Here is a 24,656-nt window from a genome sequence, read left to right on the forward strand (position 1 = left end):
GCTCAAACCAGCTGGTCGCGCCGCCGGGTCAGGTAGGCGCGCTCCGCGGTGTTGTCGCAGACGGCGAGCGCGGCGTCGTACGCCTCCCTCGCATCGGCGCTACGCCCGAGGCGCCGCAACAGATCGGCCCGCGTCACGTGGAACGCGTGGTACGACGCCAGCACGGGTGCGGCCTCGGCCAGCTTGTCGACCTGTGCCAGCGCCACCTCCGGCCCGTCGAGCTCCGCGATCGCGACCGCCCGGTTGAGGGCCACGATCGGCGACGGGTCGACCTGGACCAGCTGGTCGTAGAGCGCGGCGATCTGGGTCCAGTCGGTCGCGTCGGCGGTCGGTGCGTCGGTGTGGACCGCGTTGATGGCAGCAAGGATCTGGTAGCGGCCCGGCCGGTTGATCGCGAGGCACTCGCGCACCAGGCCGTGGCCCTCGGCGATCAGCGACCGGTCCCACCCGCCGCGGTCCTGGTCGTCGAGCCGTACCAGCTCGCCACCCCGGACCCTCGCCTCGCGCCGGGCCTCAGTGAGCAGCAGCAGCGCCAGCAGCCCGGTCACCTCCGGCTCGTCGGGCATCAGGCCGTGCAGGATCCGGGCCAGCCGGATCGCCTCGGCGGTGAGGTCGGTGCGCACCGGGTCGCCGTCACCGGACGCGAGGTAGCCCTCGTTGAAGACCAGGAACAGGACGGCGAGCACGGTCGCCACCCGAGCGGGCAGGTCCTCGGCCTCGGGCACCCGGTAGGGGATCTTGGCCGCGGCGATCTTCTTCTTCGCCCGGGTGATCCGCTGCCCCATCGTGGTCTCGGGGACGAGGAACGCCTGCGCGATCTCCTCGACCGTCAGGCCGCCCAGCAGTCGCAGCGTCAGCGCGATCCGCGCCTCGGGCGCGAGCGCAGGGTGGCAGCAGGTGAACATGAGCCGCAGCCGGTCGTCCTCGTTGTCCTCGAACAGCCCGAGGGACTCATGGGGTGTGTCGTCGTACATCTCAGCAGCCTGTCGGTGCTTGGTGTCCCGCAGCTTCTCGCGGCGGAGCCGGTCGATGGCCCGGTTGCCGGCGGTGGTCGTCAACCAGCCGCCGGGGTTGGGCGGTACGCCGGACTCCGGCCACTTCTCGAGCGCGGCGACCAGCGCCTCGCCGGCCGCCTCCTCGGCGATGTCGATGTCGCCGAAGCGGCGGACCAGCGAGGCGATCAGCCGGCCGTACTCCTCCCGGAAGACCCGCTCGATCTCCCCGTTGGTCGAGGAGGTCAGTCCGCGACCGTCTCGAGACCCGAGGGACACGGGCCGCTCAGGCCTCGGACGGCTCGGCCTGGAACGGCCGGACCTCGACCTTGCCCTGACAGGCCTTCGACCCCTCCGCGGCCCACCGGAGCGCCTCGTCGAGGTCAGGGACGTCGATGATCCAGAACCCGCCGATGTGTTCCTTGGTCTCGAGGTAGGGGCCGTCGGTCATCACCGGGGCGTCTCCCGTGCCGTCGACGACGGTCGCGGTCCCCGGGGACTCGAGACCACCGGCGAACACCCAGATGCCGGCCTCGCGGACCTTGTCGTTGAACCTGTCGGTCTCCTCGAACATCTGCTGCATCGTCTCGGGGTCGATCGCGGCGTAATCCTCGTCGCTGCCATGCACGGCCAGCAGGTACTGCGTCATGTCGATCTCCTCATGTCCGGGCGGCCTCCTGTGGCCGCCTTCCACCCTCTCTACGAACCCCCCGGTGCCGATACGACAACCTGCCACATATTTTCTCGAACGGAGGGCGTCCGGCCGCCATCAGGTCGACACGACGGATGGCGTTCGAGAAGGGCGCCGTGCGGCTCGGGCTGCTCGACGACCGGCCGCCCTAGAGTTTCCTCATGAGCGCGCCCGTGTACGTCGTCCTCGGCGCAGGTCCCGGCCTGGGGCTCGCGGTCGCCCGCCGGTTCGCGCAGGAGGGGTACGTCGCCGTCCTGGCCACGCGCACGAAGGCCGACGCCGAGCCGCTCGCCGCTGCCCTCCAGGAGGAGGGCCACGCGGCGCAGGGCGTCGGGGTCGACCTGACCGACGCGGCCGACGTCTCCGCGGTCGTGACCGCAGTCGGGGAGCGGAACGGGCGGATCGACGTGCTCCACTTCAACCCGAGCGCGTGGCGCGAGAAGGACCCGCTGCACCTCACCGTCCCCGAGCTGCTCGAGGACGTCGCGCTCGGCGCCGGCGCACTCCTGCCCGCGGTCCAGGCGGCGCGGCCCTATCTCGCGTCCGGCGCGCGGGTGCTGGTGACCGGTAGCGCGGCGGCGGACAAGCCGTCGCCAGCTGCGGCCTCGCTGGGCGTCCAGAAGGCCGCGGTCCGCAACCTGGTCAGCAGCCTGGACGCGACCCTGGCCCCCGACGGCATCCGCGCTGTCGCCGTCCAGATCAACGGCGTGCTGGGCAGGGACGGCGCGTTCTCGCCGCCGCCGATCGCCGACGCGATGTGGGCGGCCGTCTCGCGTCCTGACGACGCGTGGACGCCGCACGTCCCGTACGACGGATGAGGGGCCTCCTCGCCGACACCCGGCCACTCGCCGTTCCGCACTTCCGCCGCCTCTGGACGGCGAACATCGTCACTGTCGTCGGAGCCCAGCTCACGGTGGTCGCGGTGCCGGCGCAGATCTACGTCGAGACCGGCTCCTCGGCGTACGTCGGCCTCACCGGCGTGTTCGGCCTGGTGCCGCTGGTGGTCTTCGGGCTCTGGGGCGGTGCGCTCGCGGACCACTTCGACCGGCGCACCCTGCTGCAGGTCACCACGGTCGGCCTGATCGGGACCAGCGCGTGCTTCTGGCTCCAAGCCGCGATGGGCAGTGGAAACGTATGGCTCCTGCTGGGCCTCTTCTCCGTGCAGCAGGCGTTCTTCGCGATCAACCAGCCGACCCGGAGCGCGATCCTCCCGAAGCTGATCTCCGACGAGCTGCTGCCGGCGGCCAACTCGCTGAACATGACGGTCTTCCAGGCCGGGGCGATCGCGGGGCCGCTGGTGGCGGGGGCGCTGATCCCGGTGCTCGGCTTCTCCTGGATCTACCTGATCGACACGCTCTGCCTGTTCGCGACGCTGTGGGCGGTGGTGAAGCTGCCGTCCCTGCGGGTCGAGGGAGCCAGCGGCCGACCACCCGGCCTGCGGTCGGTGATCGAGGGCATCGCCTACCTGCGCGGTCATCCCGTGCTGATGATGTCCTTCGTCGTCGACATCATCGCGATGGTGTTCGGGATGCCCCGGGCGCTGTTCCCCGAGATCGCCCACGAGAGCTTCTCCGGTCCCGACGAGGGCGGGCTTGCGTTCGCGCTGCTGTTCGCGGGCATCCCCGCGGGCGCCGTCCTCGGCGGCATCTTCTCCGGCTGGGTCTCGCGGATCAGCGCGCAGGGCAAGGCCGTGGTCTGGTGCATCGTCGTGTGGGGCCTGGCGATGGTGGGCTTCGGCGTCGCTGTCGCTGTCGCCGACCACTCGGCGGACGCGGCGGCGTGGATGCTGAGTGCGGCGGTCGTCATGCTCATCGTCGGCGGCGCGGCCGACATGGCCTCGGCGGCGTTCCGGCAGAGCATCCTGCAGTCGTCGGCGGCCGACGAGGTGCGCGGCCGGCTGCAGGGGATCTTCATCGTCGTGGTGGCGGGTGGGCCGCGGATCGCGGACGTCGCGCACGGCGCCACCGCCGCCATGGTCGGTACGGCGGTCGCGGCCGCCGGTGGCGGGGCTCTGGTCGTCGTGCTGACTGCTGCCTCCGTGGTCGCGGTCCCCGTGCTCTGGCGCTACCGGCTGGCGCGGCCCGCCCAGACGCAGACCGGTCCGTTACCGCCCTCCGACGGCTAGGAGAGCCGTTCGGTCAGGTGGACGACGACCTGGTCGCCGGCCTGCTTGCCGCTCTCGACCCGAAGGGCGGTGGCGACCGGCAGCTTGTGGTTGCCGTCGCCGAGCGCCATGAACGACGTCTCGAACGGCTCGCCGTCGACTGTGCCGCGCACCTTCACCCGGCCGCGGGTGCCGAAGTAGGCCGGTGACTCGGGCCAGACGATGTAGGTCCAGCCGCCCTTGGCGGGGCTCAGCCGGAGCGTCTCCGTGAACGTGACGTCGAGCGGCCCGACGCCGTGGGTCTCATTGGTCATGACGAGACAGACCTAGCTGCCCGTCACGACTCATCGTTCGGCGTCAGCGGATGGCGAGCGGCACACTGGCCGGCCGCCTCACGTAGGCGCCGGGCGCCCACTCGATCCGGTCCGGGTCGACGGTGAACCGCGGGATCCGGGTGACCAGCTCCTCGAGCGCGACCCGGGCCTGCAGCCGGGCGGCGGCCGCCCCGAGGCAGTGGTGGTGGCCCTGGCTGAAGGTCAGGATCTGGGTCGGCCGGCGCCGGATGTCGAGGTGCTCGGCGTCGGCGCCGTACCTGCGCCAGTCGCGGTTGGCGGCGCCGTACAGCAGCAGGACCCGCCGGCCGGCCGGGATCCGGGTGCCGTGCAGCTCGATGTCGCGGGTGGTGGTGCGGGCCAGGCCCTGGACGGGGGACGTCAGCCGCAACAGCTCCTCGACGGCGTCGGCCACCAGGCGCGGAGACTCGGCGAGGTCCTCGCACTGGTCGGGGTGGGTCGCGAGCAGCTCCATGGTGCCGCCGAGCAGTCCGGTGGTCGTGTCGTTGCCGCCGGTCACCATGGTGAACACGAAGGCGAGGATGCCCATGATGTCGGTCTGGGCTTCCTCGTCGTGGCCCCCGGCCGCCGCGACCAGGTGCGAGACGGTGTCCTCCGCCCTCACGCCGGCGGCCTGCTCCGCGCGGCGTCGCTCGATCAGCGCCGAGAAGTACGCCATCAGCTCGACGGTCGCTCCGGCCGCGCCGGTGGCAGCGCCCCCTGCACCGTCCGTGGCGTTGGCCGCGACGATCGCGTTGGTCCACTCGTCGAAGCGCGGCCGGTCCTGCTCGGGCACGCCGAGGTAGTGGGCGACCACCATGCTCGGCAGCGGCTTGAACAGCTCGGTGACGATGTCGCCACCGCCCGCGGCGCACAGGCGATCCAACCGCTCGACGACGAATGACCGGACCGCGGGCTCGAGCTCGGCCACCTGACGAGGGGTGAAGCCGCGGGCGACCAGTCGCCGGAAGGCGGTGTGGACCGGAGGGTCGGTCATCACGAACGGCGGGTTGTCGGCGAGGCCGATCCGCTCCAGCTCGTCGTACTCCACGGTGAGGCCGCGGGCGCTGCTGAACGTCTCGGTGTCGACGGCGGCTGCGAGCACGTCGCCGTGCCGGGAGAGCACGTAGTAGTCGTCCTCGGGACGACCTGCAGGCACGACGTGGTGCACCGGGTCGTGCTCGCGGAGGGCGGCGTACGCCGGCCACGGGTCGCGCCACGCCGCCCCGCCTCCCGGCACGTAGCGGGCGACAGTCGACTCGATCCCCATCGACAAAGGATGGAGCAGGTTCTTGTTGACGTCGAGTGCTTCGACGTAAACGGCGATGAATTCGGTTGTCGGCGGCCGTCTGTAGGTTGAAAACTCGGTCGGGGGACACGCGAAGGGAGCAACGTGACAGACATGATCCGCGCCAGCGGACTGGTGAAGCGCTACAAGGAGGTCACCGCCCTCGGGGGGCTCGACCTGAACGTTCCCGAGGGCGAGGTGCTGGCACTGCTCGGGCCCAACGGCGCCGGGAAGACTACGGCGGTGCGGTGCCTGACCACCCTCTTGGTGCCGGATGCCGGCAGCGCCGAGATCGCCGGCGTCGACGTGCTCGCCGAGCCGGGCGAGGCCCGGGCCTTGATGGGACTGTCGGGGCAGTACGCCGCCGTCGACGAGCACCTGACCGGCTACGAGAACCTGGTCATGGTCGGTCGGCTCTACCACCTCGGCAAGGCGCGGTCCCGGCAGCGGGCGCGGGAGCTGCTCGAGCGGTTCGACCTCACCGACGCCGCCGACCGGCCGTCGAAGACCTACTCGGGCGGCATGCGACGTCGGCTCGACCTCGCAGGCGCGCTCGTCGCCGAGCCGCCGGTCCTGGTGCTCGACGAGCCGACCACCGGCCTCGACGTGCGCAGCCGCCAGCAGATGTGGGAGGTCATCCGCGAGCTGGTCGCCGGCGGCTCGACGCTGCTGCTCACGACGCAGTACCTCGAGGAGGCCGACCGTCTGGCCGACAACATCGTGGTCATCGACCACGGCCTCGCGATCGCGGAGGGCACCGCCGACGAGCTCAAGGCCCGCACCGGCGGCGAGCGGATCGAGGTCGTCCTCGCCGACGTGGAAGACCGCGAGGCGGCTGAGCGGGTGCTCGCCGAGGTGGCCGTCGACGGCGTCCGGGTCAGTGAAAACAGCCGAGAGCTGACAGCCGCGGTGCGCGGGAGCGCGACGGGCGACCTGCTCCGGGTGCTGCAGGGGTTCGAGCGCGAGACCGTCACGGTGCTCGACGTCGGCCTGCGCCGACCGACCCTCGACGACGTGTTCATGACACTGACCGGACATGTCGCCGAGGCGGACGACGGCCAGAGCGACGACAGCAGCAAGGAGATGGCGAAATGAGCACCGCTGTGCGGGCACTGTCCGACGGCTGGGTCGTCGCCCAGCGCAACCTCATCAAGGTCAAGCGGGTGCCCGACATCCTCGTGTTCGTCCTGATCAGCCCGATCATGTTCGTGCTGCTCTTCGCCTACGTCTTCGGCGGAGCCATCGACGTGCCGGGCGAGGTGGACTACAAGGAGTTCCTGGTCCCCGGAATCTTCGCCCAGACCGTGGTGTTTGGTGCGACGTTCACCGGCTACGGCCTGGCCGACGACATGCAGAAGGGCATCATCGACCGGTTCAAGTCGCTGCCGATGGCGCGCTCAGCGGTCCTGGTGGGCCGGACCACCTCGGACGTCGCTTACAACGTGATCTCGCTCGCCATCATGGCGCTGACCGGTCTGGTGGTCGGGTGGCGGATCCGCGAGGGCGTTGTCGACGCAGCCCTGGCGTTCCTCCTGCTGCTGGTGTTCGCCTACGCGATCAGCTGGATCATGGCGTACGTCGGGCTCATCGTGCCCAGCGTCGAGGTCGTCAACAACGCCTCGTTCATCGTGATCATGCCGCTGACCTTCGTGTCCAACGCGTTCGTGCCGGCGGAGTCGTTCTCCGGCGTGCTGCAGACGTTCGTCGAGTGGAACCCGGTGTCGACCGTCACCCAGGCCTGCCGCGAGCTGTTCGGCAACACCGATCCGAGCATTGCGGTGCCCGACTCCTGGGCGTTGCAGAACCCGGTCGTCTACACCCTGTTGTGGGCCGTGGCCATCGTGGCGGTCTTCGCGCCGCTCTCGTCCCGCCAGTACCGCCTGTCCACGTCGAAGTGATCCTCGCGGCTAGGCGGTCTCCTCCAGCTCGCCGTAGAGGGACACGGGGAGCGCCTCGACGCCGTAGACGGCGGAGAGCTTGCGGAAGTCGAGGTCGCCGATGTCGGCCGCCATGGTGAGGTCGGGATAGCGCTCGGCGAGCATCCGGAGGGCGGTGCGCAGTTCCATCCGCGCCAGCTCGGCGCCGACGCAACGGTGCATGCCCCAGCCGAAGGAGAGGTGGCGCACCGGCTCGCGGGTCGGGTCGAACCGGTCGAGGTCGGGGCCGAGTCGTGGGTCGCGGTTGGCGGCGAGCAGCGAGACGCCGACGGCGTCGCCCTCGTTGATGGTGACGCCTCCGACGACGACGTCCTGCTTCGCGAACCGGAGGAAGGCGAGCTGGACGACGCACAGGTGCCGGAGCAGCTCCTCGACGACCTTGTTGACCGACTCCGGGTCGGAGCGGAGCATCCGGCCGGCATCGGGAGTGGTCGCGATCAGGTAGGTGCCGAGTGCCAGCATGCTGGCGCTGGTCTCGTAGCCGCCGAGGAAGACGCCGTCGGCGATACCGCCCAGCGTGACGTCGTCCAGCTCGTCGCCGTACTCCTCGAGGAGTGCGCCGATCAGCCCGTCGCCCGGCTGCTCCCGCTGCTGACGGACTGCGTTGATGAGGAAGTCGCGGGTGTGCGCGGCGGCGCCGAAGGCACCCGCGCCGCCCTCGCTGAGGTCGAAGCGCGCGACGCCGAGATCGAAGAAGCGGGACCGGTCCTCCACCGGGAGGCCGAGCAGGTCGCAGATCACGTCGAACGGCACGGCGAACGCGAACTCCGCGACCAGGTCGACCTCGGGTCCGGCCGCCTCCATCGCGTCGAGCCGCGTCTGCACGATCGCCTCGATGCCCGGCTGCAGCCGCGCGAGACGGCGCATCGTGAACTCGGGGGTGAGGTACTTGCGCAGCTGGGTGTGGAGCGGCGGGTCGGTCATGCCGAGGCCGCCGATCTGCTCCTCGGCCGACCGGCCCTCCTGCGAGACGAACTGGCCGAGGTCGTTGGACCAGACCGCCGGGTCACCGGCCAGGACGTCGCGGGCCTCGTCGTACCCGCTGACCAGCCAGATCCCTCGTCCGAACATGTTCGCCAGCAGCTTCACCGGCTCGTCCACCTGGGCCTGCATGAGCGCCGGCAGCGGGTCCAGGCCGTCCCGCTTGATCGGAAGCGTGAACGAGTCGGGCAGGAACCGCAGCTTGCGGAGGTCGATGCCGTCGCGCATCGTCCGTTCGAGGAGGATCTTGCCGACCCGGCGCTTGACCGGTCCCAGCAGGTCCAGGGGGAGAGCCATGCCGGGTATTCCATCAGACCTGTCCGGCGCCCGCCTGAGTATTCGTACCCAGACCTCCCTGGGTCGACCCTGACCCGCCCCTGACCCTTCCTCGTTAGGCTGTTGCCCGTGGCCGAGGTTGATTGGGACCAGTACGACGCCGCGCTGTTCGACCTCGACGGCGTGGTGACGCCCACCGCCGAGGTGCACATGCGCGCATGGGCGGCGATGTTCAACGACTTCCTGGCCGGCGTGCAGGGCCAGCCGCCGTACACGGACCAGGACTACTACGACTACGTCGACGGCAAACCGCGGTACGACGGCGTCCGGACCTTCCTGCTGGCGCGCGGGATCACGCTCCCCGAGGGCGACCCGTCCGACCCGCCCGAGGCGGAGACCGTCGCCGGGCTCGGCAACCGCAAGAACGAGTACTTCAACCGGGTGCTGACCGAGCAAGGGGTCCAGGCCTACCCGGGGTCGGTGCGGCTCCTCGACGTCCTCCGCGAACGGGGACTCCCGATGGCGATCGTCTCGTCATCCCGCAACGCACCGGCGGTCCTGGACGCCGCCGGGGTGACGGACTACTTCGGCACCGTCATGCATGGTGGGGTGGCCGCCGAGCGGCGCCTGGCCGGCAAGCCGGCGCCCGACACGTTCCTCGCCGCGGCTGCCGACCTGGGTGCGACCGCGGAGCGTGCGGTCGTGCTGGAGGACGCCATCAGCGGCGTCCAGGCCGGCGCCGCCGGCGACTTCGCCCTCGTGGTCGGCGTCGACCGCGGCGCCGGCCCCGCCGCCCTCACCGAGGCGGGGGCCGATGTCGTCGTCGCCGACCTCGCCGAGTTGCTCCCCGACGACCAGGAGGAGGTGGTGGAATGAGTGCGCACCACCGGTCCGACGGCCCGTCCCACGTCGCGCCCCCCGTCGCCGACCCGCTCGACCGCAGCCGGTTCCCCACCGACGCGTGGCGCCTCGTCGAGACGCGGTTCGAGGGCGACGACGTGGGCACCACCGAGTCGCTGTTCGCGGTCGGCAACGGCTATCTCGGCATGCGGGGCAACTACTCCGAGAGCCGCGACGCCCACGTCGACGGCACCTACATCAACGGCTTCCACGAGACCTGGCCGATCCTCCACGCGGAGGAGGCCTACGGCTTCGCCAGGATCGGGCAGACCATCGTCAACGCCCCCGACGCCAAGGTCATCCGGCTGTACGTCGACGACGAGCCGCTGCACATGTCGATGGCGGACCTCCTGGAGTACGAGCGGGCGCTCGACTTCCGCAGCGGCCAGCTCACGCGGGAGCTGATCTGGCGCACTCCGGGCGGCAAGGAGGTCCGGGTCCGCAGCACCCGGATGGTGCCCCTGGCGCAACGGCACCTCGCGGTGCTCACCTTCGAGGTCACCTTGCTCGACCAGAAGGCGTCGGTGGCGATCTCGTCCCAGCTGATCAACCGGCAGGACGTCGCGGCCGAGATGATCCTCGCCACCGAGACGGGCGCGCCCGACCCACGCAAGGCCGATCGGTTCGAACGCCGGGTGCTCGAGCCGGTCCTGCACTCCGCCGACGAGGAGACCGGTCGCCTCTCCCTGGGCTACCGCGCGGCCGAGAGCGGGATGACGATCGGGGTCGTCGCCGACCACGAGCTGCAGACGGCATCGCCGTGCTCGATGCGGGTGCAGGCCGAGGAGGACATGGCCAAGGTGATCTACCAGATCGCGGCCGAGCCCGGCGTACCGATCAAGCTCACCAAGCTCGTGAGCTACCACACCGCGGCTTCCGTCCCCCCGCGTGAGCTGATCGACCGCTGCGAGCGCACCCTGTCCCGCACCCACGAGCAGGGCGTGGAGCACCAGTTCGCCGAGCAGCGGCAGTGGCTCGACGACTTCTGGGCCCGCTGCGACGTGGAGATCCCCGGCCACCCGAAGCTGCAGCAAGCGGTGCGCTGGAACTTGTTCGCGCTCTGCCAGGCCGCCGCGCGCGCCGAGGGTCAGGGCATCGCGGCGAAGGGCGTCACCGGGTCCGGCTACGGCGGTCACTATTTCTGGGACACCGAGATCTATGTGATGCCGTTCCTGACCTACACGATGCCCTGGGCCGCGCGGAACGCGCTCCGGTTCCGATACTCGTTGCTCAAGTCCGCACGGTCCCGGGCGCACGAGCTCTCCCAGCGCGGGGCCCTCTTCCCGTGGCGCACCATCAACGGCCACGAGGCCTCGGCCTATTACGCCGCCGGCACGGCGCAGTACCACATCGACGCCGACATCGCCTACGCGCTGAGCAAGTACGTCGGCGCTACCGGTGACGACGACTTCCTCACCCGCGGGGCGATCGACATCTTCGTCGAGACGGCCCGGTTGTGGGCGGACCTCGGGTTCTGGCGCGACGAGAACCGGCGTACCTTCCACATCCACGGCGTCACCGGTCCGGACGAGTACACGACCGTCGTCAACGACAACCTCTACACGAACGTGCTCGCGCGCTTCAACCTGCGCCGGGCGGCGAAGGCGGTCTGGCGGCTCGAGCGCGACGACCCCGACGCGTTCGCCGAGCTGGTCCGCCGTACCGGGCTGGACCGGGACGAGCCGATCGAGTGGTCCGAGTGCTCGGACGCGATGTTCATCCCCTACGACGAGTTCCTCGGCATCCACCCGCAGGACGCGCACTTCCTCGAGCGGGAGATGTGGGACCTGGAGCACACACCGCTGGAGAAGCGGCCGCTCCTCCTCTACTACCACCCGTTGGTGATCTACCGGTTCCAGGTGCTCAAGCAAGCCGACGTGGTGCTCGCGCTGTTCCTCCAGGGCGAGGAGTTCTCCGCGGAGCAGAAGCGGGCGGACTTCGACTACTACGACCCGATCACGACTGGCGACTCGACGCTGTCGGCGGTGGTGCAGTCGATCATCGCGGCCGAGGTCGGGTACGCCGACCTCGCCCTCCGCTACTTCCTCGCGGCTCTCTTCGTCGACCTCGACGACCGCCACAACAACACTTCCGACGGGGTGCACGTCGCCTCGACCGGCGGCGTGTGGAGCGCCCTCGTCAGCGGCTTCGGCGGTTTCCGTGACTGCGGCGCCGACAACGGCGACGAGCAGTGGCAGATCGACCCGCGGCTGCCGTCCTCGTGGGAGGCACTGGTCTACCGGATCACCTTGCACGGCACCCGGGTCCGGGTCACCGTCCGTACCGACGAGCTGGAGCTGTACGTCGAGGACGGCGCCGGACCGCTCACGTTCGACGTGCGCGGCGAGCAGGTCGTGGTGAAGGAGGGGCCGGCGGTCGTCGTACCCCTGGAGCACCAGGGCCCGATGCTCGTGGGCGAACCGCCGAACCCGGCCGGTATCCAGCGCGCCGACGGCACCGTGATCTCCGCGATCGTGCCGAGCGGCGACGGTGCCTAGATGTAGCCGTCAGCGCACCGGGTGGTGGCTGGTGATGGAGATGCGGTTGAAGGCGTTCATGTTGACCGCGGCCCAGGCGACCACGGCGTAGGCCGCGTCGCCGAGCACCCGGCGCGCGACGTCCTCCACCTCCCCGCGCACGGCGGGCGCGGGGATCCGGGTGATGCACTCGGCCAGCTCGAGCGCCGCGCTCTCGGTGTCGTCGAAGAGGTCGGTCTCCTGCCAGTCCTGGAGCACGGCGAGCCGCCGCGGATCCTCGCCCAGCCGGATCGCCTTGCTGTGGTGGATGTCGAGGCAGTAGGCGCAACCGTTGATCTGCGAGATCCGGAGGTTGACCAGCTCCAGTAGCCGCTCGCTGATGCCCGCCTCGCCCGCCGCCGCCACGATCTTCTTGGAGACGCCGGACATCGCGGCGAAGATGTCGGGCTCGGCCTTGTCGAGGTAGAGCGGTCCGTCGGGCACGCCGGTCGTCTGACTCATGGGGGGAGCCTAGGCGAGGCGGGCAGCGCCCTCGCTGATCAAGAACTGGGCGGCCGTGTACGTCGCCATCACGCCCCCCTCGACCAGTGGACTCGGGTCGTCGAGCACGAACTTCCGCATGCCGAGCGTCGCGTCGGACGCGAGGAAGGTGAGCGCGCCGGCCGCGACCAGCCGGCGGCCCGCCGGCGATTGCGCGCGGTCGAGCCGGGTCGCCGCGACCGCCATCGACGTCAGCAGCACGGAGTACGCCGCCACCACCTTCGCGACCCCGTCCTTGCGCGCGTCCCACGCCATCGCCGGCGCGGTCGCGGCCCACAGTGCGGCGAGCGCACGAGCGCGGGGGTCCTCGGTCAGGCGCGGCTGGTCACGGCGCCGCGGCGCGAACGCCGCGACGTAGGCGAGGTGGCCGACGCCGAACCCCGCTGTCCCTATGACGAACGGCTTCCTCTGCTCGCTGAGCAGTGCGACGTCACCGAACCAGCCGCCGGCCTGCGCCGCGAGCACGGGGAGGCGGGCGGTCGACGAGCCGGGGGTCGCGGCGAGGGACGCCGACAGCAACGGCATCAGCAGCGGCTTGGTCAGGAACCGCGTCCGGTGCGCCATCGGCCGGGTCGAGGCCGACAGCGCGGTGTCAATCGCGGCGACAGCGCCGTACGCCATCTTGAGCCGGGTGGCGAGGTTCATGTCCGGACGCTAGCGCCTGCGGCCGGTCGGCCCGTCACCGCTCCACCGCCGCGATGTGCACGAGCGCGTCGCCGGCATTGACGATCGGCGCCCGGGTCAGGCCGATGACGATGCCGGACCGGTCCGCCCTGACCAGGCGCACCCGCTTGCCGAAGGTGTCGGAGAGACCGCCCAGCCGTTCGCCGGTCTCGACGAAGGCACCCAGCCTGGTCTCGAGGTTGAGGATGCCGGTGCCCCGCGCGCGGACCCAGCCGCTGCTCCGCGACTCCAGGCTCGGGGGGAGCTCGTTGGGGGGATCGGGTTCGATCATGTCGAGGAAGGCGAGCACCCTGCGGATGCCGGCGACCCCGGTGGCGATCGACTCGTCGTCGAACCGCAGTGCCTCGCCTGCCTCGTAGAGCAGCACCTTGGCGCCGACCTCGACCGCAGCCTGTCGCAGGGAGCCGTCGCGGACCCGGGCGTGGACCATGACCGGGGCGCCGAACGCCTCGGCCAGCTCGCGAGTGCGCCGGTCGTCGAGGTCGCCGCGGACCTGCGGGAGGTTGGCCCGCTTGTCCGCCGCCGTGTGCACGTCGACGCCGACCTCGCACTTCGCGACCACCTCGGTCATGAAGAGGTGCGCGATCCGGCTGGCCAGGGAGCCGCGCGGGGAACCGGGGAACATCCGGTTGAGGTCGCGCCGGTCCGGGAGGTAGCGGTCGCCCGCCATGAAGCCGAGCACGTTGACGACCGGTACGGCGACCAGCGTCCCGCGGAACTCCTTCGGCTTCAGGGTCGCGATCAGCTCGCGGATCACCTCGACCCCGATCACCTCGTCGCCGTGGATCGCGCCGCTCACCCACACGACCGGACCGGGCTCGCGTCCGTGGACGACCCGCACGGGGAGGCTGACGTCGCCACCGGTGACGAGCCGGGTGATCGGCAGCTCGACGTCGCGGGCGGCACCAGCGCGCACCCGGACGTTGCCGATGGCGAAGGACTCGCGCGCCATCAGGCCGACGTCCCTTCGTCGGCCTTCCCGCGGTTGCGGCGCCGGACGATCTTCTCGGGCCGCCCGCCCATGTAGGACCGACCGGGGTCGACGACGAACCCCTGCCGCAACGCCTCGCGCCCGATCAGCAGCCGGAAGCCCATCTCGTCGCGCCGGGTCAGCGTGACCTCCGTGGTGACGCGGCGCAGGCCGATCCGGACGGCGACGAGGACGACGTACCGCTCCTGGACGTGGCCGGACGAGCTGCGCACGTGCCGTACGTCGTGCACCGGCAGCGCAGCGGTCACCGCGTCCTCGGCGTTGCCTTGCCAGGGGTGGATGGAGAACCGGACCCATGCCTGGCCGTCCCGATCGATCTCCTCGATGTCGAACGCGTGGAGGGCGGAGGTCCGGGCACCGGTGTCGAGCTTGGCCTTGATCCAGTCGACGCCGAGGTCCGGCAGACTCACCCACTCGCGCCAACCCGCGACGCTGGTTAGATGGGATCTCGGCACGACCCCCATCCAAGCAGGCCGGTCCTCTGAAGCTCGACGAGGCGGCGTGCATGTCCGTTCCTCCGACCGATCAGGCACCCGACGTGAAGCTGGCGATCCTCTCGCGCGCCCCCCGGAGCTACAGCACGCAGCGGCTGCGCACCGCTGCCCTCGACCGCGGACACGCGGTGAAGGTGCTCAACACGCTGCGCTTCGGCATCGACCTGTCCGGCGACGAGCCGGACCTGCAGTTCCGCGGCCGGCAGCTCTCGACGTACGACGCGGTGCTGCCGCGGATCGGCAACTCGATCACCTACTACGGCACCGCCGTGGTGCGGCAGTTCGAGCAGATGAGCGTCTACACGCCCAACACCGCGGGCGGGATCACCAACTCGCGCGACAAGCTGCGCGCGACCCAGATCCTGTCGCGTCACGGTGTCGCGATGCCGCCGACCACGTTCGTGCAGGACCGCGCCGACGTGATCCCCGCGATCGAGCGGGTCGGCGGTGCGCCGGTGGTGATCAAGCTGCTCGAGGGCACGCAGGGGATCGGCGTCATCCTGGCGCCGACGATCAAGGTCGCCGAGGCGATCATCGAGACCCTCCAGAGCACCCGGCAGAACGTGCTGATCCAGTCGTTCGTCAAGGAGAGCAAGGGCCGCGACATCCGGGCCCTGGTGGTGGGCGACCGGGTGGTCGCCGCGATGCGTCGTACCGCCAAGGGCGACGAGTTCCGCTCCAACGTCCACCGCGGCGGCAGCGTCGAGAAGGTCGACATCACCCCGGAGTTCGAGCACGTCGCCGTCCGAGCGGCGCAGATCATGGGGCTCAAGGTCGCCGGTGTGGACATGCTGGAGGGCAAGAAGGGCCCGCTGGTGATGGAGGTCAACTCCTCCCCCGGCCTGGAGGGCATCGAGGAGGCCACCAAGCTCGACGTGGCCGGCGCGATCATCGACTACATCGACAACCAGGTCGCCTTCCCGCACATCGACGTGCGCGAGCGGCTCAGCGTCTCGACCGGGTACGGCGTCGCCGAGCTCCTCGTCAACGGCGATCCCGAGCTGATCGGCAAGCGCCTCGGTGACTCCGGGCTCGACGAGCGCGACATCACCGTCCTCACCCTGCACCGCGGGGTGCAGGTGATCCCGAACCCGCGACCGCGGCACGTCCTCGAGGACGGCGACCGGCTGCTGTGCTGGGGCAAGCTCGAGGAGATGCGGTCGATGATCCCCGAGCGGCCGAAGCGCCGCTCGCGGGTCAAGAAGCTGCCGAAGCAACCGATCCACGACGTCGGCTGAGACTGATCTCACTCGTCAATCGGCGAGATCGTTTCGGTCCCGCGGGCTCGGCAGGCGTTGACTGTGCCGGGTGCCCCCTCAGCTGATCGGCGCCGACGAGCCGTCGGCACCGCCGTCCGACGTCTCGGTACGGCGGCGCTGGGCCATGCTCGCCGTCGGTACGGCGGCGCAGGCATCCTCCGCCACGATGGTGCACGGTCCGGCGTTCCTGATCCCGGTGCTGCACACCCGCGCGGGGATGACGCTCGCAGAGGCGGGACTGGTCGCCGCGGCGCCGATGGCCGGCCTGATGTGCACCCTGGTGGCGTGGGGCCTGGTCGTCGACCGGCGAGGTGAGCGGTTCGCCCTGCTGGCCGGGATCAGCGGGGTCGTCGCCGCCGGCCTCGCCGCGGTGCTCGTCGACGGCGTGTGGCTGGTCGCCGCCGCGCTCTTCCTGGCCGGCGCCTCGTCGTCGGCGACGAACGCCGCCTCCGGCCGGATCGTGGTCGGCTGGTTCCCGCCGGAGCGGCGCGGGCTTGCGATGGGCATCCGCCAGTGCGCGCAGCCGCTCGGCGTCGGACTCGGCGCCCTCACCATGGCGTTCCTCGCCGACGCCCACGGCATCGCCGCCGCGCTGTGGGTCCCGCTGGTCGCCGCGGCGGTCGCGCTGGTGCTCGTCGCGCTCCTCGTGATCGACCCGCCGCGACCGCCGGCCGCCGAGCGGACCGGGGCGCCGAACCCCTATCGTGCCGACCGCTACCTGGCCAGGATCCACTCCACGTCGATGCTGCTCGTCGTGCCGCAGTTCGTCGTGTGGACGTTCGGCCTGACCTGGCTGGTCGACGAGCTCGGGTGGGCCGCGGGCTTCGCGGGCATCGTGATCGCCGGCACCCAGCTGATCGGCGCGGTGGGGCGGATCGGTGCCGGTCACCTGTCCGACCTGGTCCGCAGCCGGACCCGGCCGATGCAGTGGATCGCCTGGGGCGCCGCCGGGACCATGCTGGCGCTCGGCGCCGCGGCATCGGGCTCGGGACCGGCGGTCGTCGCGCTCGCCGTACTCCTCCTCGTGGTGGCCTCCGCCGTCACCGTCGCCGACAACGGCCTCGCCTATGCCGCCGTCGCCGAGCGGGCCGGCGCGTTCTGGTCCGGCCGCGCGCTCGGCATCCAGAACACCGGCCAGTACGTCGTCGCCGCGGCCGTCCCTCCCGTCGCCGGCCTGGTGATCACGGCGTGGGGGTACGGCGCCGCCTTCGCGTTGGCCGCGGGGTTCGGGCTCGTCGCGGCCGCTGCGGTGCCCGTCGCGCAGGAGTGGGCGCCGAGCTGAGGGCATTCCCTCCATTACCTTTCGGAGTATCCTTGGGTAAGGAGAGACTTGGAATGTAAGGAGACTCCACGTGCCGTCGTCGACCATGACCAGCAAGGGGCAGATCACCATCCCGAAGGAGGTCCGCGACGACCTGGGGCTTGAGGCCGGCTCGACGGTGCTGTTCGTAAAGGTGGGAGAAGGCAGCTACCGGATGGTGGCTCGGACCGGGCGCATCCAGGACCTCGCCGGGATCCTCCAGCGGAGCGACCAGCGGCCACTCACGATCGAGGAGATCAACGAGGGCATCGCCGACGCCGCCGCCGAGAGCGGTCGGCGAGGTCTGGACGCCGACGCCGAGAGCCGATGATCGGCATCGACACCAACGTGCTCGTGAGGTACGTCGTCCGCGACGACGAGCCGCAGTACGCCGTGGCAGCGGAAGCGCTCGAGTCCCTGACCGAGACGAGTCCCGGGTTCATTGCACAGGTCGTCCTCGCGGAGCTCTACTGGGTACTGGCCCGCAGCTACCGCTACCCGGCTGCGACCTGCCTGGCGGTGATCCGCTCACTCGTCGCCACGGCGTCCCTCGAGTTCGACGACGCCGAGGGGGTCGTGCGCGCCCTCGAGCTGGCCGAGGCCGGTGCCGACTTCGGCGACGCGCTCATCCAAGGGGCGATGGAGCTCTTCGGTGTCGTTGAGACGGTCACGTTCGATCGTGGGGCTGCTCGTGGTCTCGGATGGAGGGTGCTCGGAGGTCCCGACGAATCGCCCTAGTCGAGACACGTCTTGGCATCGCCCATACGGTGGCGACGTGCGTCGCGTCCTGGGAGTCATGCTGACCGGAGCCGTGGTGCTCGTGGTCGGCTGCTCGTCCGATGACAGGGCGCCGAAGACTCCCCTCCAGAGCCCGCCGTCGACCCACTCGCCGAGAGCGCCCGCCCCGACGACTACTTCCCCGCAGGACACCGAGCGGCCGCGTCCCATCCCGCAGCGGAAGGAGGTGCGGGTGAAGCACCGCGGCGTCGACGCCTCGCACCACCAGGGCGCCATCGACTGGAACGCGGTCGCGAACGACGGCGTCTCCTTCGCCTACCTCAAGGCGACCGAGGGCACGACGTACACAGACCCCACCTTCGCCGGCCATCGCGCCGCGGCGCAGGACGCCGGCCTCGAGGTGGGCGGGTACCACTACTTCCAGCTCTGCTCCCCCGGCGTCGACCAGGCGAGGCACTTCAACTCCGTGCTCGGCGACCTCGACGGCGACGACCTGCCGCCGGCGGTCGACCTCGAGCTGGCCGGGAGCTGCCCGACGCCACCACCGCGCGCCATACTGCTCGCCGAGGTGCGGGCCTTCCTCGAGCAGGTCGAGGCGACGACCGAGCGGGAGCCGGTCGTCTACCTCTACCCCGAGTTCGAGGAGGAGTACGGCGTCGCCGGCGCGCTCGGGGAATACCGGCAGTGGGTGCGCAGCCTCGACGGGCGCCCCGACCGGGAGTGGTGGATCTGGCAGCAGACCGACAGCGGGTCGGTCGACGGCATCGCCGGACCGGTCGACGTCAACCTGATCTGGACACGCGAAACAGTGGCCCGGTGATCCTCCTCGAGGATGACTTCCGGAATACCGGCCGCACGTGCGACCGTTGACCTGCCATGTCCACGATCGACCTGACCTCCGCGACCTTCGAGCAGACCGTGCTCGACAACGACATCGTCCTCGTGGACTTCTGGGCGTCGTGGTGCGGTCCGTGCCGGATGTTCGCGCCGATCTACGAGAAGGCCGCGGCCACCCACACCGACATGGTCTTCGCCTCGATCAACACCGAGGAGGAGCAGGCGCTGTCACAGGCTGCGCAGGTCACCTCGATCCCGACCCTGATGGCGTTCAAGAAGGGCCAGCTGGTCTTCCGGCAGGCCGGTGCGCTGCCCGCGCCCGCGCTCGAAGAGCTGATCACCGCCGTCCGCGCGCTGGACGTCGAGGCCGCCTCGGACTGAGTGGGGGTCTTCGCGCTCGGCGAGACCCTGTTCCAGCCGACGATCCCAACGGTGTCGCCGCGCCGCGGCCCGCGGCATCCACGCAGGCCGACGAACGGCTGCTGGAGGGCTAGCGCGACTCGGGGTCGCTTCGGGGTGGCGTACGCGCCTCGTCGTACGTCGATGACGCTTGCCGTCCGATGTGCGCGGCAACCGTTCGGACGAGGGTGGAGCCATCCGAGAACGAACGTGAGGAGGACCCCGTGTCCGTCACCGACAGCATCAGCACCCTTGCCATCACCGCCGACCGCTGGGACGGCGATAGGACGGACTTCTGGCCGATCTTCCCGATCCTCTGGTTCCTGTTCATCGCCGGGATCATCGTCGCCGCGGTGCTCTACCACCGCCGGAACCGCGACATCGGCCCCCGCCGCGCGGGTGAGGCCCGGCTGGCCGAGCGGTACGCCGCTGGCGAGATCGGCGAGGAGGAGTACCGCACCCGCCGGGACGTGCTCAGGGAGAGCCAGTGACGCACTGACCGACGACCGAGCCACTCGGTGAGCCGCAGCCATCAGGCCTGCGGCTCACCGAGTGGCCGTGCGGATCAACAGTTGTCCCGGGCGCTCAGTCCTCCGGGACCGTGATGGTGGGGCTGAAGTCCGCGTTGCACAGCGCGGTCTTGGTGACCTTGGCGTAGAACTTGCCGGCCAGACCGGTGTTGCCGGTGCTCCAGACGCCGACGCCACTCTGGACCTCGGAGGTGTCCGAGGCGACGCGGACGTCGTCCCCGCCACCGCGGGTACCGCGCTGCTTGAACAGCACGACCTTGCGGTTGCCCTCGCACGAGGGGCGCGAGCTGGAGACGGTCCCGAAGAGGTCGGACCCGGCCCGGTCGATGGTCACCCTGGTGGCCGCCGGAGCGGCGGCCGAGGCGATGCCGCTGTCGATTCCCAGCGGCAGTGCGATCAGCGCGGCGACAGGAAAGGCAGCACGTGCGATGTTGCGGATGTTCGTCATTTCAATGGTTCCTTCGTGTTGATCTTCATGGATGGGCTTCTTCTTGATCCCGAGACGGTCAGCCGGATCAGCCGGACAGCAGCCCGAGGGCGGGGACGACGGTTGCCGCCGCGACCCAGCGGGCGGTCGGGGTCGCCGCGGCGCGGTCCGAAGGCCGCACGTGGCGTGGCGTGCCGCGGCCGCGGTAGCGGTCAGGTGCGGGGTGGGTGCGCATCTGCTCACGCCCGCTTCGCGGTGAGCACCAGGTACTCCCAGTGCATGGTCGGGCGGCCGTCGACCTCGGCCAGGTGGTCGCTCATCACCTCGCGCAGGGCAGCATCGAGCTTCGCGGTCCCGCCCGGAATCTGCTCCACGTGGCGGTAGGTCACGATCGTCGGGCCATAGCAGCGCTTGAAGTACTCGAGCACGGCGTCGGCGGTCGCGAAGTGCGTGACCGGCAGGAACCGGCGCTCCCACGAGATGGACTCGACCCGGTCGCCGAGGAGACCCTCGACGTACGAGGGGTCGCCCCACATCGGCGGAGGCAGCGCACCGGCGGGCGCCGGCGGGGCGAACGGCTTCATCGCCCGGAACATCTGGCCGATGAAGCCCTCCGGGGTCCAGTTGAGGACGCCGAGGGTGCCGCCCGGGCGGGTGACGCGGACCATCTCGTCGGCGGCCTGCTGGTGCCGCGGTGCGAACATCACGCCCAGGGCGGAAAGGACGACGTCGAAGTCACCGTCGTCGTAGGGCAGGTCCTCGGCGTCGGCGTCGTGCCAGAAGATGTCCAGCCCTCGGCGCTTCGCCTCGCGGCGTCCCTCGGTGCACAGCTCCGGGGTCAGGTCGCAGGCGACCACCTGGGCGCCGCGCAGCGCGGCAGGGATCGCGGCGTTGCCGGTGCCGGCGGCGACGTCGAGCACGGACTGGCCGGCCTCGACGCCGCACTGCGCGACGAGGGCCTCGCCGATCGGCGTGATCAGGTCGCGGACCACGGCGGGGTAGTCGCCGGCGGCCCACATCGCGCGGTGCCGCTGCTTGACCTGTCCCCAGTCGGTGGTGTTGACGAGCGTGCTGCTCGGTCGGTCGGTCATCGGTTCTCCTCAGAAGGTTCGTGGTGAGTTCTGAGGAAGAGACTCGACGGCGCTCGTTGAGTTCGCGTTGAGGGCCTGTGGAGACCTCCGGTTACCGCCGTTCCGCGGGTGCTGGGTCCCGGACCCGGGCGGCGGTCGCGTGCGCACCAAGCTCCTCGAGGAGCCGTACGGCGCGCTCGCGGTGGCGTGGCTCCGTGGAGTCGGCCAGCACCATGGCTTCGGTGAAGGGCTCGCGGTTCTCCGCCCACCAGCCGGCGGCCTCGTCGATCCGACCTTCCGCGGCCGTGGCGTAAGGCGAGGCCAAAGCCCCGTGCTCTGCCGGGATCCCGAGACGGCGTAGCCAGGCAGCCAGCTCGCCAGTCGCCCACTCCGTGCCGGGCGTGCCGGCGACCGCAGCAAGCTCTGCGGGTGCGTCGCGGACGACCCGCTGGTCGACGGTTCCCGTGGTCCACATGATCTCGGCCAGGCCCGAGTAGAACGACAGCCGCCGGATGGGCTCGTCGATCGACCGCATCAACAGCCAGGCTGCATCCAGCGCGGACGGGTCCGGGGTGCCGTGACGTCTGAGGGACGTCAGCGCGAGCAGCAGGTTCGGCCACAGCTTCGCCACGGCCATGCCCTCGCGACCGAGCGCCTCCCGGACGTCGGCCAGCGCCGCCTCCCAGTCTCCGCGGGCGTGTCTGACCCGCGCGCGCACGCTCGTCTGCCAGTGGTTGCAGATCGGGATGTCGCGCTCCTCCGCGAACGGCATCGACACCTCGAGCACGGCCGCGGCCTTGTCGAACCGCCGGTTCTCGACGTCGATGCTGACGATCTGGGAGTACCCCGTCGACGCCAGCTCGTCCCAGTGCTCTGTCCGTGCGTCCCGGATCAGCTGCTCGAGGTCACCGCGCGCGGTTTCGTCACCCGTCGCGAGCGACGCCAGCAGCTCGACCATGCGGGCCCGGGTGCGGAGGAACTCCCCGCCCGTCCGGTCGGCGATCTCCGCCGCCTCCGACGCGCAGGCCGTCGCCAGGTCCAGCTCGCTGCGCAGGTATGCCAGGAACCCACGGGTGGCGCGCGCGGAGCTCTCGACAACAACCGCTCCGGTGCCCTCGGCGAGCCCGGCCGCCCGGTCGACGAGCTCCTCCGCCTCCGTGCGGTGGGCGGCGTAGTACTCGTACATGCCCGTCCGCTCGTGGGCCGCCGCCACGCCGGCGTCGTCGCCGACCTCGCGCCACAGCGGGATGGTGGCGCGCACGGTGTCGATGGCGTCGCCGAGCCGGTCGGTGAGGTACTGCTCGAAGCTCAGCCGCTGCAGAAGCGCGGCCCGCTCCGCCACGTCGTCGTCGGCAACGTGGTCCAGCGCGACCTGGAAGAACGCCACGGCTTCACCGTGAGCGCCCTTGCGGCACGCCTCCTCTGCGGCGGCGCACGCGTAGCGTCGGGCCCGTTCGGAGTCCCGTGCCGCCACCGCATGGTGGGTCAGCACCGCCGGCTCCTGGACCCCGGCCCGCTCCAGCCCTTCGACCACGCGCAGGTGCAAGCCCGGTCCCGCGCCGGCAGGGATGGTGCTCTCGATCGCCTGCCGCGCGAGCTCGTGACGGTAGGCGAGACCACCCCGCGCGTGCGTCAACAGTCCGGTGTCCTCCAACCGGGTGAGCGCGGACAGGTCGAGTTCGAGGGCCGGCAGCACCCGGTCGTCGAGGCGGTCGGGCGAGGTCGCCAGCAGCTGCAGCACCTCGAAGTCCTCCGCGGTCACGTCGGCCGTGCGCGCCAGCACCGCATCGCGGACCGTGCGCGGCAGCGGCCGGTCGGGGTCCTTGGCGATCTCCGTGACGAAGAACTGGTTTCCACCTGTCAGCGCGTGCACCTGTTGCGCGTCGAGCGACGTACCGTCCACCAGACGGCGGACGCCGTCCACCGAGAGCGGTGCGAGTCCGATGCTGCTCAACCGCTCGTGGCTCGCCATGTCGCCGAGGAGCTGGCGGGCCGGGTGCCGGGGGCCGATCTCGTGTTCGCGGTAGGTCACCAGCAGAGCAAGGGGCAGGGATCGGATCCGGCGGGCGACGAACCGGAGCACCTGGGCGGTCGCCGCGTCGACCCAGTGCAGGTCCTCGACCACGAGCACGGTCGGCTCGGTCGAGAGGGCGGCGAGCACGTCCTCGCACACCTGGGGCAGCAACACGTCATCCTCGCTGACGACCGCTGAGAATCCGGCGTCCACGGCGAGGTCGCGCAGCGGACCTAGCGGGCGCGGGGTGCTCAACGGGTCACATCCGCTGCGCAGCAGGCGGAGCCGCGGACCGTCCGCACACGCCACCTGGACCAGGGTCGACTTGCCGGTGCCGGCGTCGCCGGCCACCGCAATACCCGAGCCCTCGCCGCGTGCCGCGGCCGCGATCGCCTCGGTCAACAGTGCCCGTTCGTGCTCACGCTCCATCAGCTCCATGTGACCTTGGGCCAACGACCTCGCGGCGTGGGCCTCCGCACTCGTGCTCGCCCCGGAGACGCTCGCCCCGGTCCAGCGCTCGGCCGGTCTCGGCTCGGTGGCGTCGAGCTCGGGGCTCTGGCGCAGCATCGAGGTCTCGAGGTCGCGCAGCTCCGGACCTGGGTCCAGCCCCAGCTCCTCGGCCAGGCGGAGCCTCGTCGCAGCCGAGACGGCCAGCGCGTCGGCCTGGCGTCCCGACCGGTAGAGCGCCAGCATCAGTTGCGCGGAGAACCGCTCCCGGAACGGGTGCTCGTCCACCAGCGCCTGCAATCGGGTCACCACCGCCCGGTGGCGGCCCAGCGCGAGCTGGGCATCCAGCCAGCCCTCCCATGCCACCAGGCGCAGCTCGTTGAGGTGGGCGACGGCCGAGGACGCGAAGTCCGGTGGTCCGAGGTCGACCAGGACCTCACCCCGCCACAGGTCGAGCGCCATACCGAGGACCTCGTCGGCCACGGCCGGGCCGTCCGCAGCGGCGCGCTGCTGGCCCTCGCGCAGCAGCCGCTCGAAGGAGCCCGCGTCGATCGCCGCCGGGTCGGTGTCGAAGCAATAGCCACCGCTGCGGCTGTCCAACGTCGCCGGCGCGGCGGCCCGGTCGAGGATCTTGCGCACCTGTCCGACGTACGTCCGCAGCGTGGTCGCCGCGCCCGCGGTAGCCGCCTCGCCCCACAGGTGGTCGACCAGCCGGTCGACGGTGACGATCTGCCCCCGGTGGAGCAGCAGCGCAGCCAGCAGCTCTCGCGGCTTCTGGCCCCCGAGCGACACCGGGGTGCCGTCAGCGTCCCGCACCTCCAGCGGGCCGAGAACACCGAAGGCCGGCTCCATGCCGCTCAGCGTAGGACGTCATACGGGGCGTTCGCGCTCGATTTCTCGATCGCCGGTGCCAGGCCGACGCGGCCAGCAGAGGCGGGAGTGGCGGCC

Annotated in this window: 26 protein-coding genes; 13 read left to right on the top strand and 13 right to left on the bottom strand. The window is 71.1% G+C overall.

The features are described from left to right. Positions 1-2: 2 nt before the first annotated feature. Together SHK19_RS21435 and SHK19_RS21440 are read right to left on the bottom strand one after the other, a co-directional pair. On the bottom strand, positions 3-1,271 hold the full coding sequence (locus SHK19_RS21435; protein WP_405030441.1) for an RNA polymerase sigma factor: 1,269 nt from the start codon (positions 1,269-1,271) through the stop codon (positions 3-5). A gap of 7 nt (positions 1,272-1,278) precedes the next feature. Next, complete coding sequence (locus SHK19_RS21440) at positions 1,279-1,641, bottom strand: YciI family protein (protein WP_322454362.1); 363 nt, start codon at positions 1,639-1,641, stop codon at positions 1,279-1,281. Between the two features lie 203 nt (positions 1,642-1,844). Here SHK19_RS21440 and SHK19_RS21445 point away from each other — a divergent pair, with 203 nt between their 5' ends. Continuing rightward, positions 1,845-2,501, top strand: coding sequence for an SDR family oxidoreductase (locus SHK19_RS21445; protein ID WP_322454361.1), 657 nt, complete (start codon positions 1,845-1,847; stop codon positions 2,499-2,501). Further along, positions 2,498-3,808 (top strand): MFS transporter, encoded by a 1,311-nt coding sequence (locus tag SHK19_RS21450; protein ID WP_322454360.1) that lies wholly within the window; start codon positions 2,498-2,500, stop codon positions 3,806-3,808. Before SHK19_RS21445 ends, SHK19_RS21450 begins: the two co-directional genes overlap by 4 nt. On the opposite strand, the gene SHK19_RS21455 is transcribed toward SHK19_RS21450, so the two are convergent. Together SHK19_RS21455 and SHK19_RS21460 are read right to left on the bottom strand one after the other, a co-directional pair. Beyond that, positions 3,805-4,101 (bottom strand): DUF1905 domain-containing protein, encoded by a 297-nt coding sequence (locus tag SHK19_RS21455; protein WP_322937413.1) that lies wholly within the window; start codon positions 4,099-4,101, stop codon positions 3,805-3,807. The genes SHK19_RS21450 and SHK19_RS21455 overlap by 4 nt on opposite strands. A gap of 43 nt (positions 4,102-4,144) precedes the next feature. Then, positions 4,145-5,389, bottom strand: coding sequence for a cytochrome P450 (locus SHK19_RS21460; RefSeq protein ID WP_322454358.1), 1,245 nt, complete (start codon positions 5,387-5,389; stop codon positions 4,145-4,147). A gap of 132 nt (positions 5,390-5,521) precedes the next feature. On the opposite strand from SHK19_RS21460, the gene SHK19_RS21465 reads away from it, so the two are divergent. Together SHK19_RS21465 and SHK19_RS21470 are read left to right on the top strand one after the other, a co-directional pair. Next, positions 5,522-6,502, top strand: a complete 981-nt coding sequence (locus SHK19_RS21465) for an ATP-binding cassette domain-containing protein (protein ID WP_322454509.1) — start codon at positions 5,522-5,524, stop codon at positions 6,500-6,502. Further along, entirely contained in the window at positions 6,499-7,305 is an 807-nt protein-coding gene (locus SHK19_RS21470) for an ABC transporter permease (protein WP_322454357.1), read from the top strand. Before SHK19_RS21465 ends, SHK19_RS21470 begins: the two co-directional genes overlap by 4 nt. A 9-nt stretch (positions 7,306-7,314) precedes the next feature. Here SHK19_RS21470 and SHK19_RS21475 read toward each other — a convergent pair whose 3' ends face one another. After that, a complete protein-coding gene (locus SHK19_RS21475) occupies positions 7,315-8,622 on the bottom strand; it encodes a cytochrome P450 (RefSeq protein ID WP_322454356.1) in 1,308 nt (435 codons plus the stop codon). A 99-nt stretch (positions 8,623-8,721) separates the two neighbouring features. On the opposite strand from SHK19_RS21475, the gene SHK19_RS21480 reads away from it, so the two are divergent. Together SHK19_RS21480 and SHK19_RS21485 are read left to right on the top strand one after the other, a co-directional pair. Continuing rightward, the gene (locus SHK19_RS21480) at positions 8,722-9,477 is read left to right on the top strand and encodes an HAD family hydrolase (RefSeq protein WP_322454508.1); all 756 of its coding nucleotides are present in this window, start codon (positions 8,722-8,724) and stop codon (positions 9,475-9,477) included. After that, entirely contained in the window at positions 9,474-11,999 is a 2,526-nt protein-coding gene (locus tag SHK19_RS21485) for a glycoside hydrolase family 65 protein (RefSeq protein WP_322454355.1), read from the top strand. The genes SHK19_RS21480 and SHK19_RS21485 overlap by 4 nt, the downstream gene beginning before the upstream one ends. Before the next feature lie 9 nt (positions 12,000-12,008). On the opposite strand, the gene SHK19_RS21490 is transcribed toward SHK19_RS21485, so the two are convergent. Genes SHK19_RS21490 through SHK19_RS21505 form a run of 4 tightly spaced genes read right to left on the bottom strand, consistent with a single transcriptional unit; the run spans position 12,009 to position 14,603 of the window. Continuing rightward, positions 12,009-12,479, bottom strand: a complete 471-nt coding sequence (locus SHK19_RS21490) for a carboxymuconolactone decarboxylase family protein (protein WP_322454354.1) — start codon at positions 12,477-12,479, stop codon at positions 12,009-12,011. Positions 12,480-12,488: 9 nt separating this feature from the next. After that, positions 12,489-13,163, bottom strand: a complete 675-nt coding sequence (locus tag SHK19_RS21495) for a lysoplasmalogenase (RefSeq protein ID WP_322454353.1) — start codon at positions 13,161-13,163, stop codon at positions 12,489-12,491. A 34-nt stretch (positions 13,164-13,197) separates the two neighbouring features. Beyond that, complete coding sequence (locus SHK19_RS21500; protein WP_322937414.1) at positions 13,198-14,154, bottom strand: succinylglutamate desuccinylase/aspartoacylase family protein; 957 nt, start codon at positions 14,152-14,154, stop codon at positions 13,198-13,200. Continuing rightward, a complete protein-coding gene (locus SHK19_RS21505; RefSeq protein WP_405030442.1) occupies positions 14,154-14,603 on the bottom strand; it encodes an ATP-dependent zinc protease family protein in 450 nt (149 codons plus the stop codon). The genes SHK19_RS21500 and SHK19_RS21505 overlap by 1 nt, the downstream gene beginning before the upstream one ends. A 95-nt stretch (positions 14,604-14,698) precedes the next feature. Between SHK19_RS21505 and rimK the strand changes: the two genes are divergently transcribed. The 7 genes from rimK to SHK19_RS21540 all read left to right on the top strand — a co-directional run bounded on the left by rimK (position 14,699) and on the right by SHK19_RS21540 (position 19,711). Next, positions 14,699-15,925 (top strand): 30S ribosomal protein S6--L-glutamate ligase, encoded by a 1,227-nt coding sequence (gene rimK, locus SHK19_RS21510; protein WP_322937416.1) that lies wholly within the window; start codon positions 14,699-14,701, stop codon positions 15,923-15,925. Between the two features lie 70 nt (positions 15,926-15,995). Beyond that, complete coding sequence (locus SHK19_RS21515; RefSeq protein ID WP_322937417.1) at positions 15,996-17,228, top strand: MFS transporter; 1,233 nt, start codon at positions 15,996-15,998, stop codon at positions 17,226-17,228. A 70-nt stretch (positions 17,229-17,298) separates the two neighbouring features. Continuing rightward, positions 17,299-17,577 carry an AbrB/MazE/SpoVT family DNA-binding domain-containing protein gene (locus SHK19_RS21520; protein ID WP_322937418.1) on the top strand — a complete coding sequence of 93 codons (279 nt, stop codon included), beginning with the start codon at positions 17,299-17,301 and terminating at the stop codon, positions 17,575-17,577. Beyond that, the gene (locus tag SHK19_RS21525; RefSeq protein WP_322937419.1) at positions 17,574-17,984 is read left to right on the top strand and encodes a PIN domain-containing protein; all 411 of its coding nucleotides are present in this window, start codon (positions 17,574-17,576) and stop codon (positions 17,982-17,984) included. Before SHK19_RS21520 ends, SHK19_RS21525 begins: the two co-directional genes overlap by 4 nt. Positions 17,985-18,021: 37 nt before the next feature. Continuing rightward, entirely contained in the window at positions 18,022-18,804 is a 783-nt protein-coding gene (locus SHK19_RS21530) for a glycoside hydrolase family 25 protein (protein ID WP_322937420.1), read from the top strand. A gap of 56 nt (positions 18,805-18,860) precedes the next feature. Beyond that, positions 18,861-19,202, top strand: a complete 342-nt coding sequence (trxA, locus tag SHK19_RS21535) for a thioredoxin (protein ID WP_322454345.1) — start codon at positions 18,861-18,863, stop codon at positions 19,200-19,202. Between the two features lie 242 nt (positions 19,203-19,444). Beyond that, a complete protein-coding gene (locus SHK19_RS21540; protein ID WP_322454344.1) occupies positions 19,445-19,711 on the top strand; it encodes an SHOCT domain-containing protein in 267 nt (88 codons plus the stop codon). A gap of 94 nt (positions 19,712-19,805) precedes the next feature. On the opposite strand, the gene SHK19_RS21545 is transcribed toward SHK19_RS21540, so the two are convergent. The 4 genes from SHK19_RS21545 to SHK19_RS21560 all read right to left on the bottom strand — a co-directional run bounded on the left by SHK19_RS21545 (position 19,806) and on the right by SHK19_RS21560 (position 24,560). Then, positions 19,806-20,198: a hypothetical protein gene (locus SHK19_RS21545; RefSeq protein ID WP_322454343.1), complete on the bottom strand. Its 393-nt coding sequence runs from the start codon at positions 20,196-20,198 to the stop codon at positions 19,806-19,808. A 67-nt stretch (positions 20,199-20,265) separates the two neighbouring features. Beyond that, complete coding sequence (locus tag SHK19_RS21550; RefSeq protein WP_322454342.1) at positions 20,266-20,412, bottom strand: hypothetical protein; 147 nt, start codon at positions 20,410-20,412, stop codon at positions 20,266-20,268. A gap of 4 nt (positions 20,413-20,416) precedes the next feature. Then, positions 20,417-21,268, bottom strand: a complete 852-nt coding sequence (locus SHK19_RS21555) for a class I SAM-dependent methyltransferase (protein WP_322454341.1) — start codon at positions 21,266-21,268, stop codon at positions 20,417-20,419. A gap of 91 nt (positions 21,269-21,359) precedes the next feature. Next, positions 21,360-24,560, bottom strand: a complete 3,201-nt coding sequence (locus tag SHK19_RS21560) for a BTAD domain-containing putative transcriptional regulator (RefSeq protein WP_322454340.1) — start codon at positions 24,558-24,560, stop codon at positions 21,360-21,362. Between the last annotated feature and the right edge of the window lie 96 nt (positions 24,561-24,656).

The sequence above is a fragment of the Nocardioides bizhenqiangii genome (assembly GCF_034661235.1).
GTDB classification, from domain to species: Bacteria; Actinomycetota; Actinomycetes; order Propionibacteriales; family Nocardioidaceae; genus Nocardioides; species Nocardioides bizhenqiangii.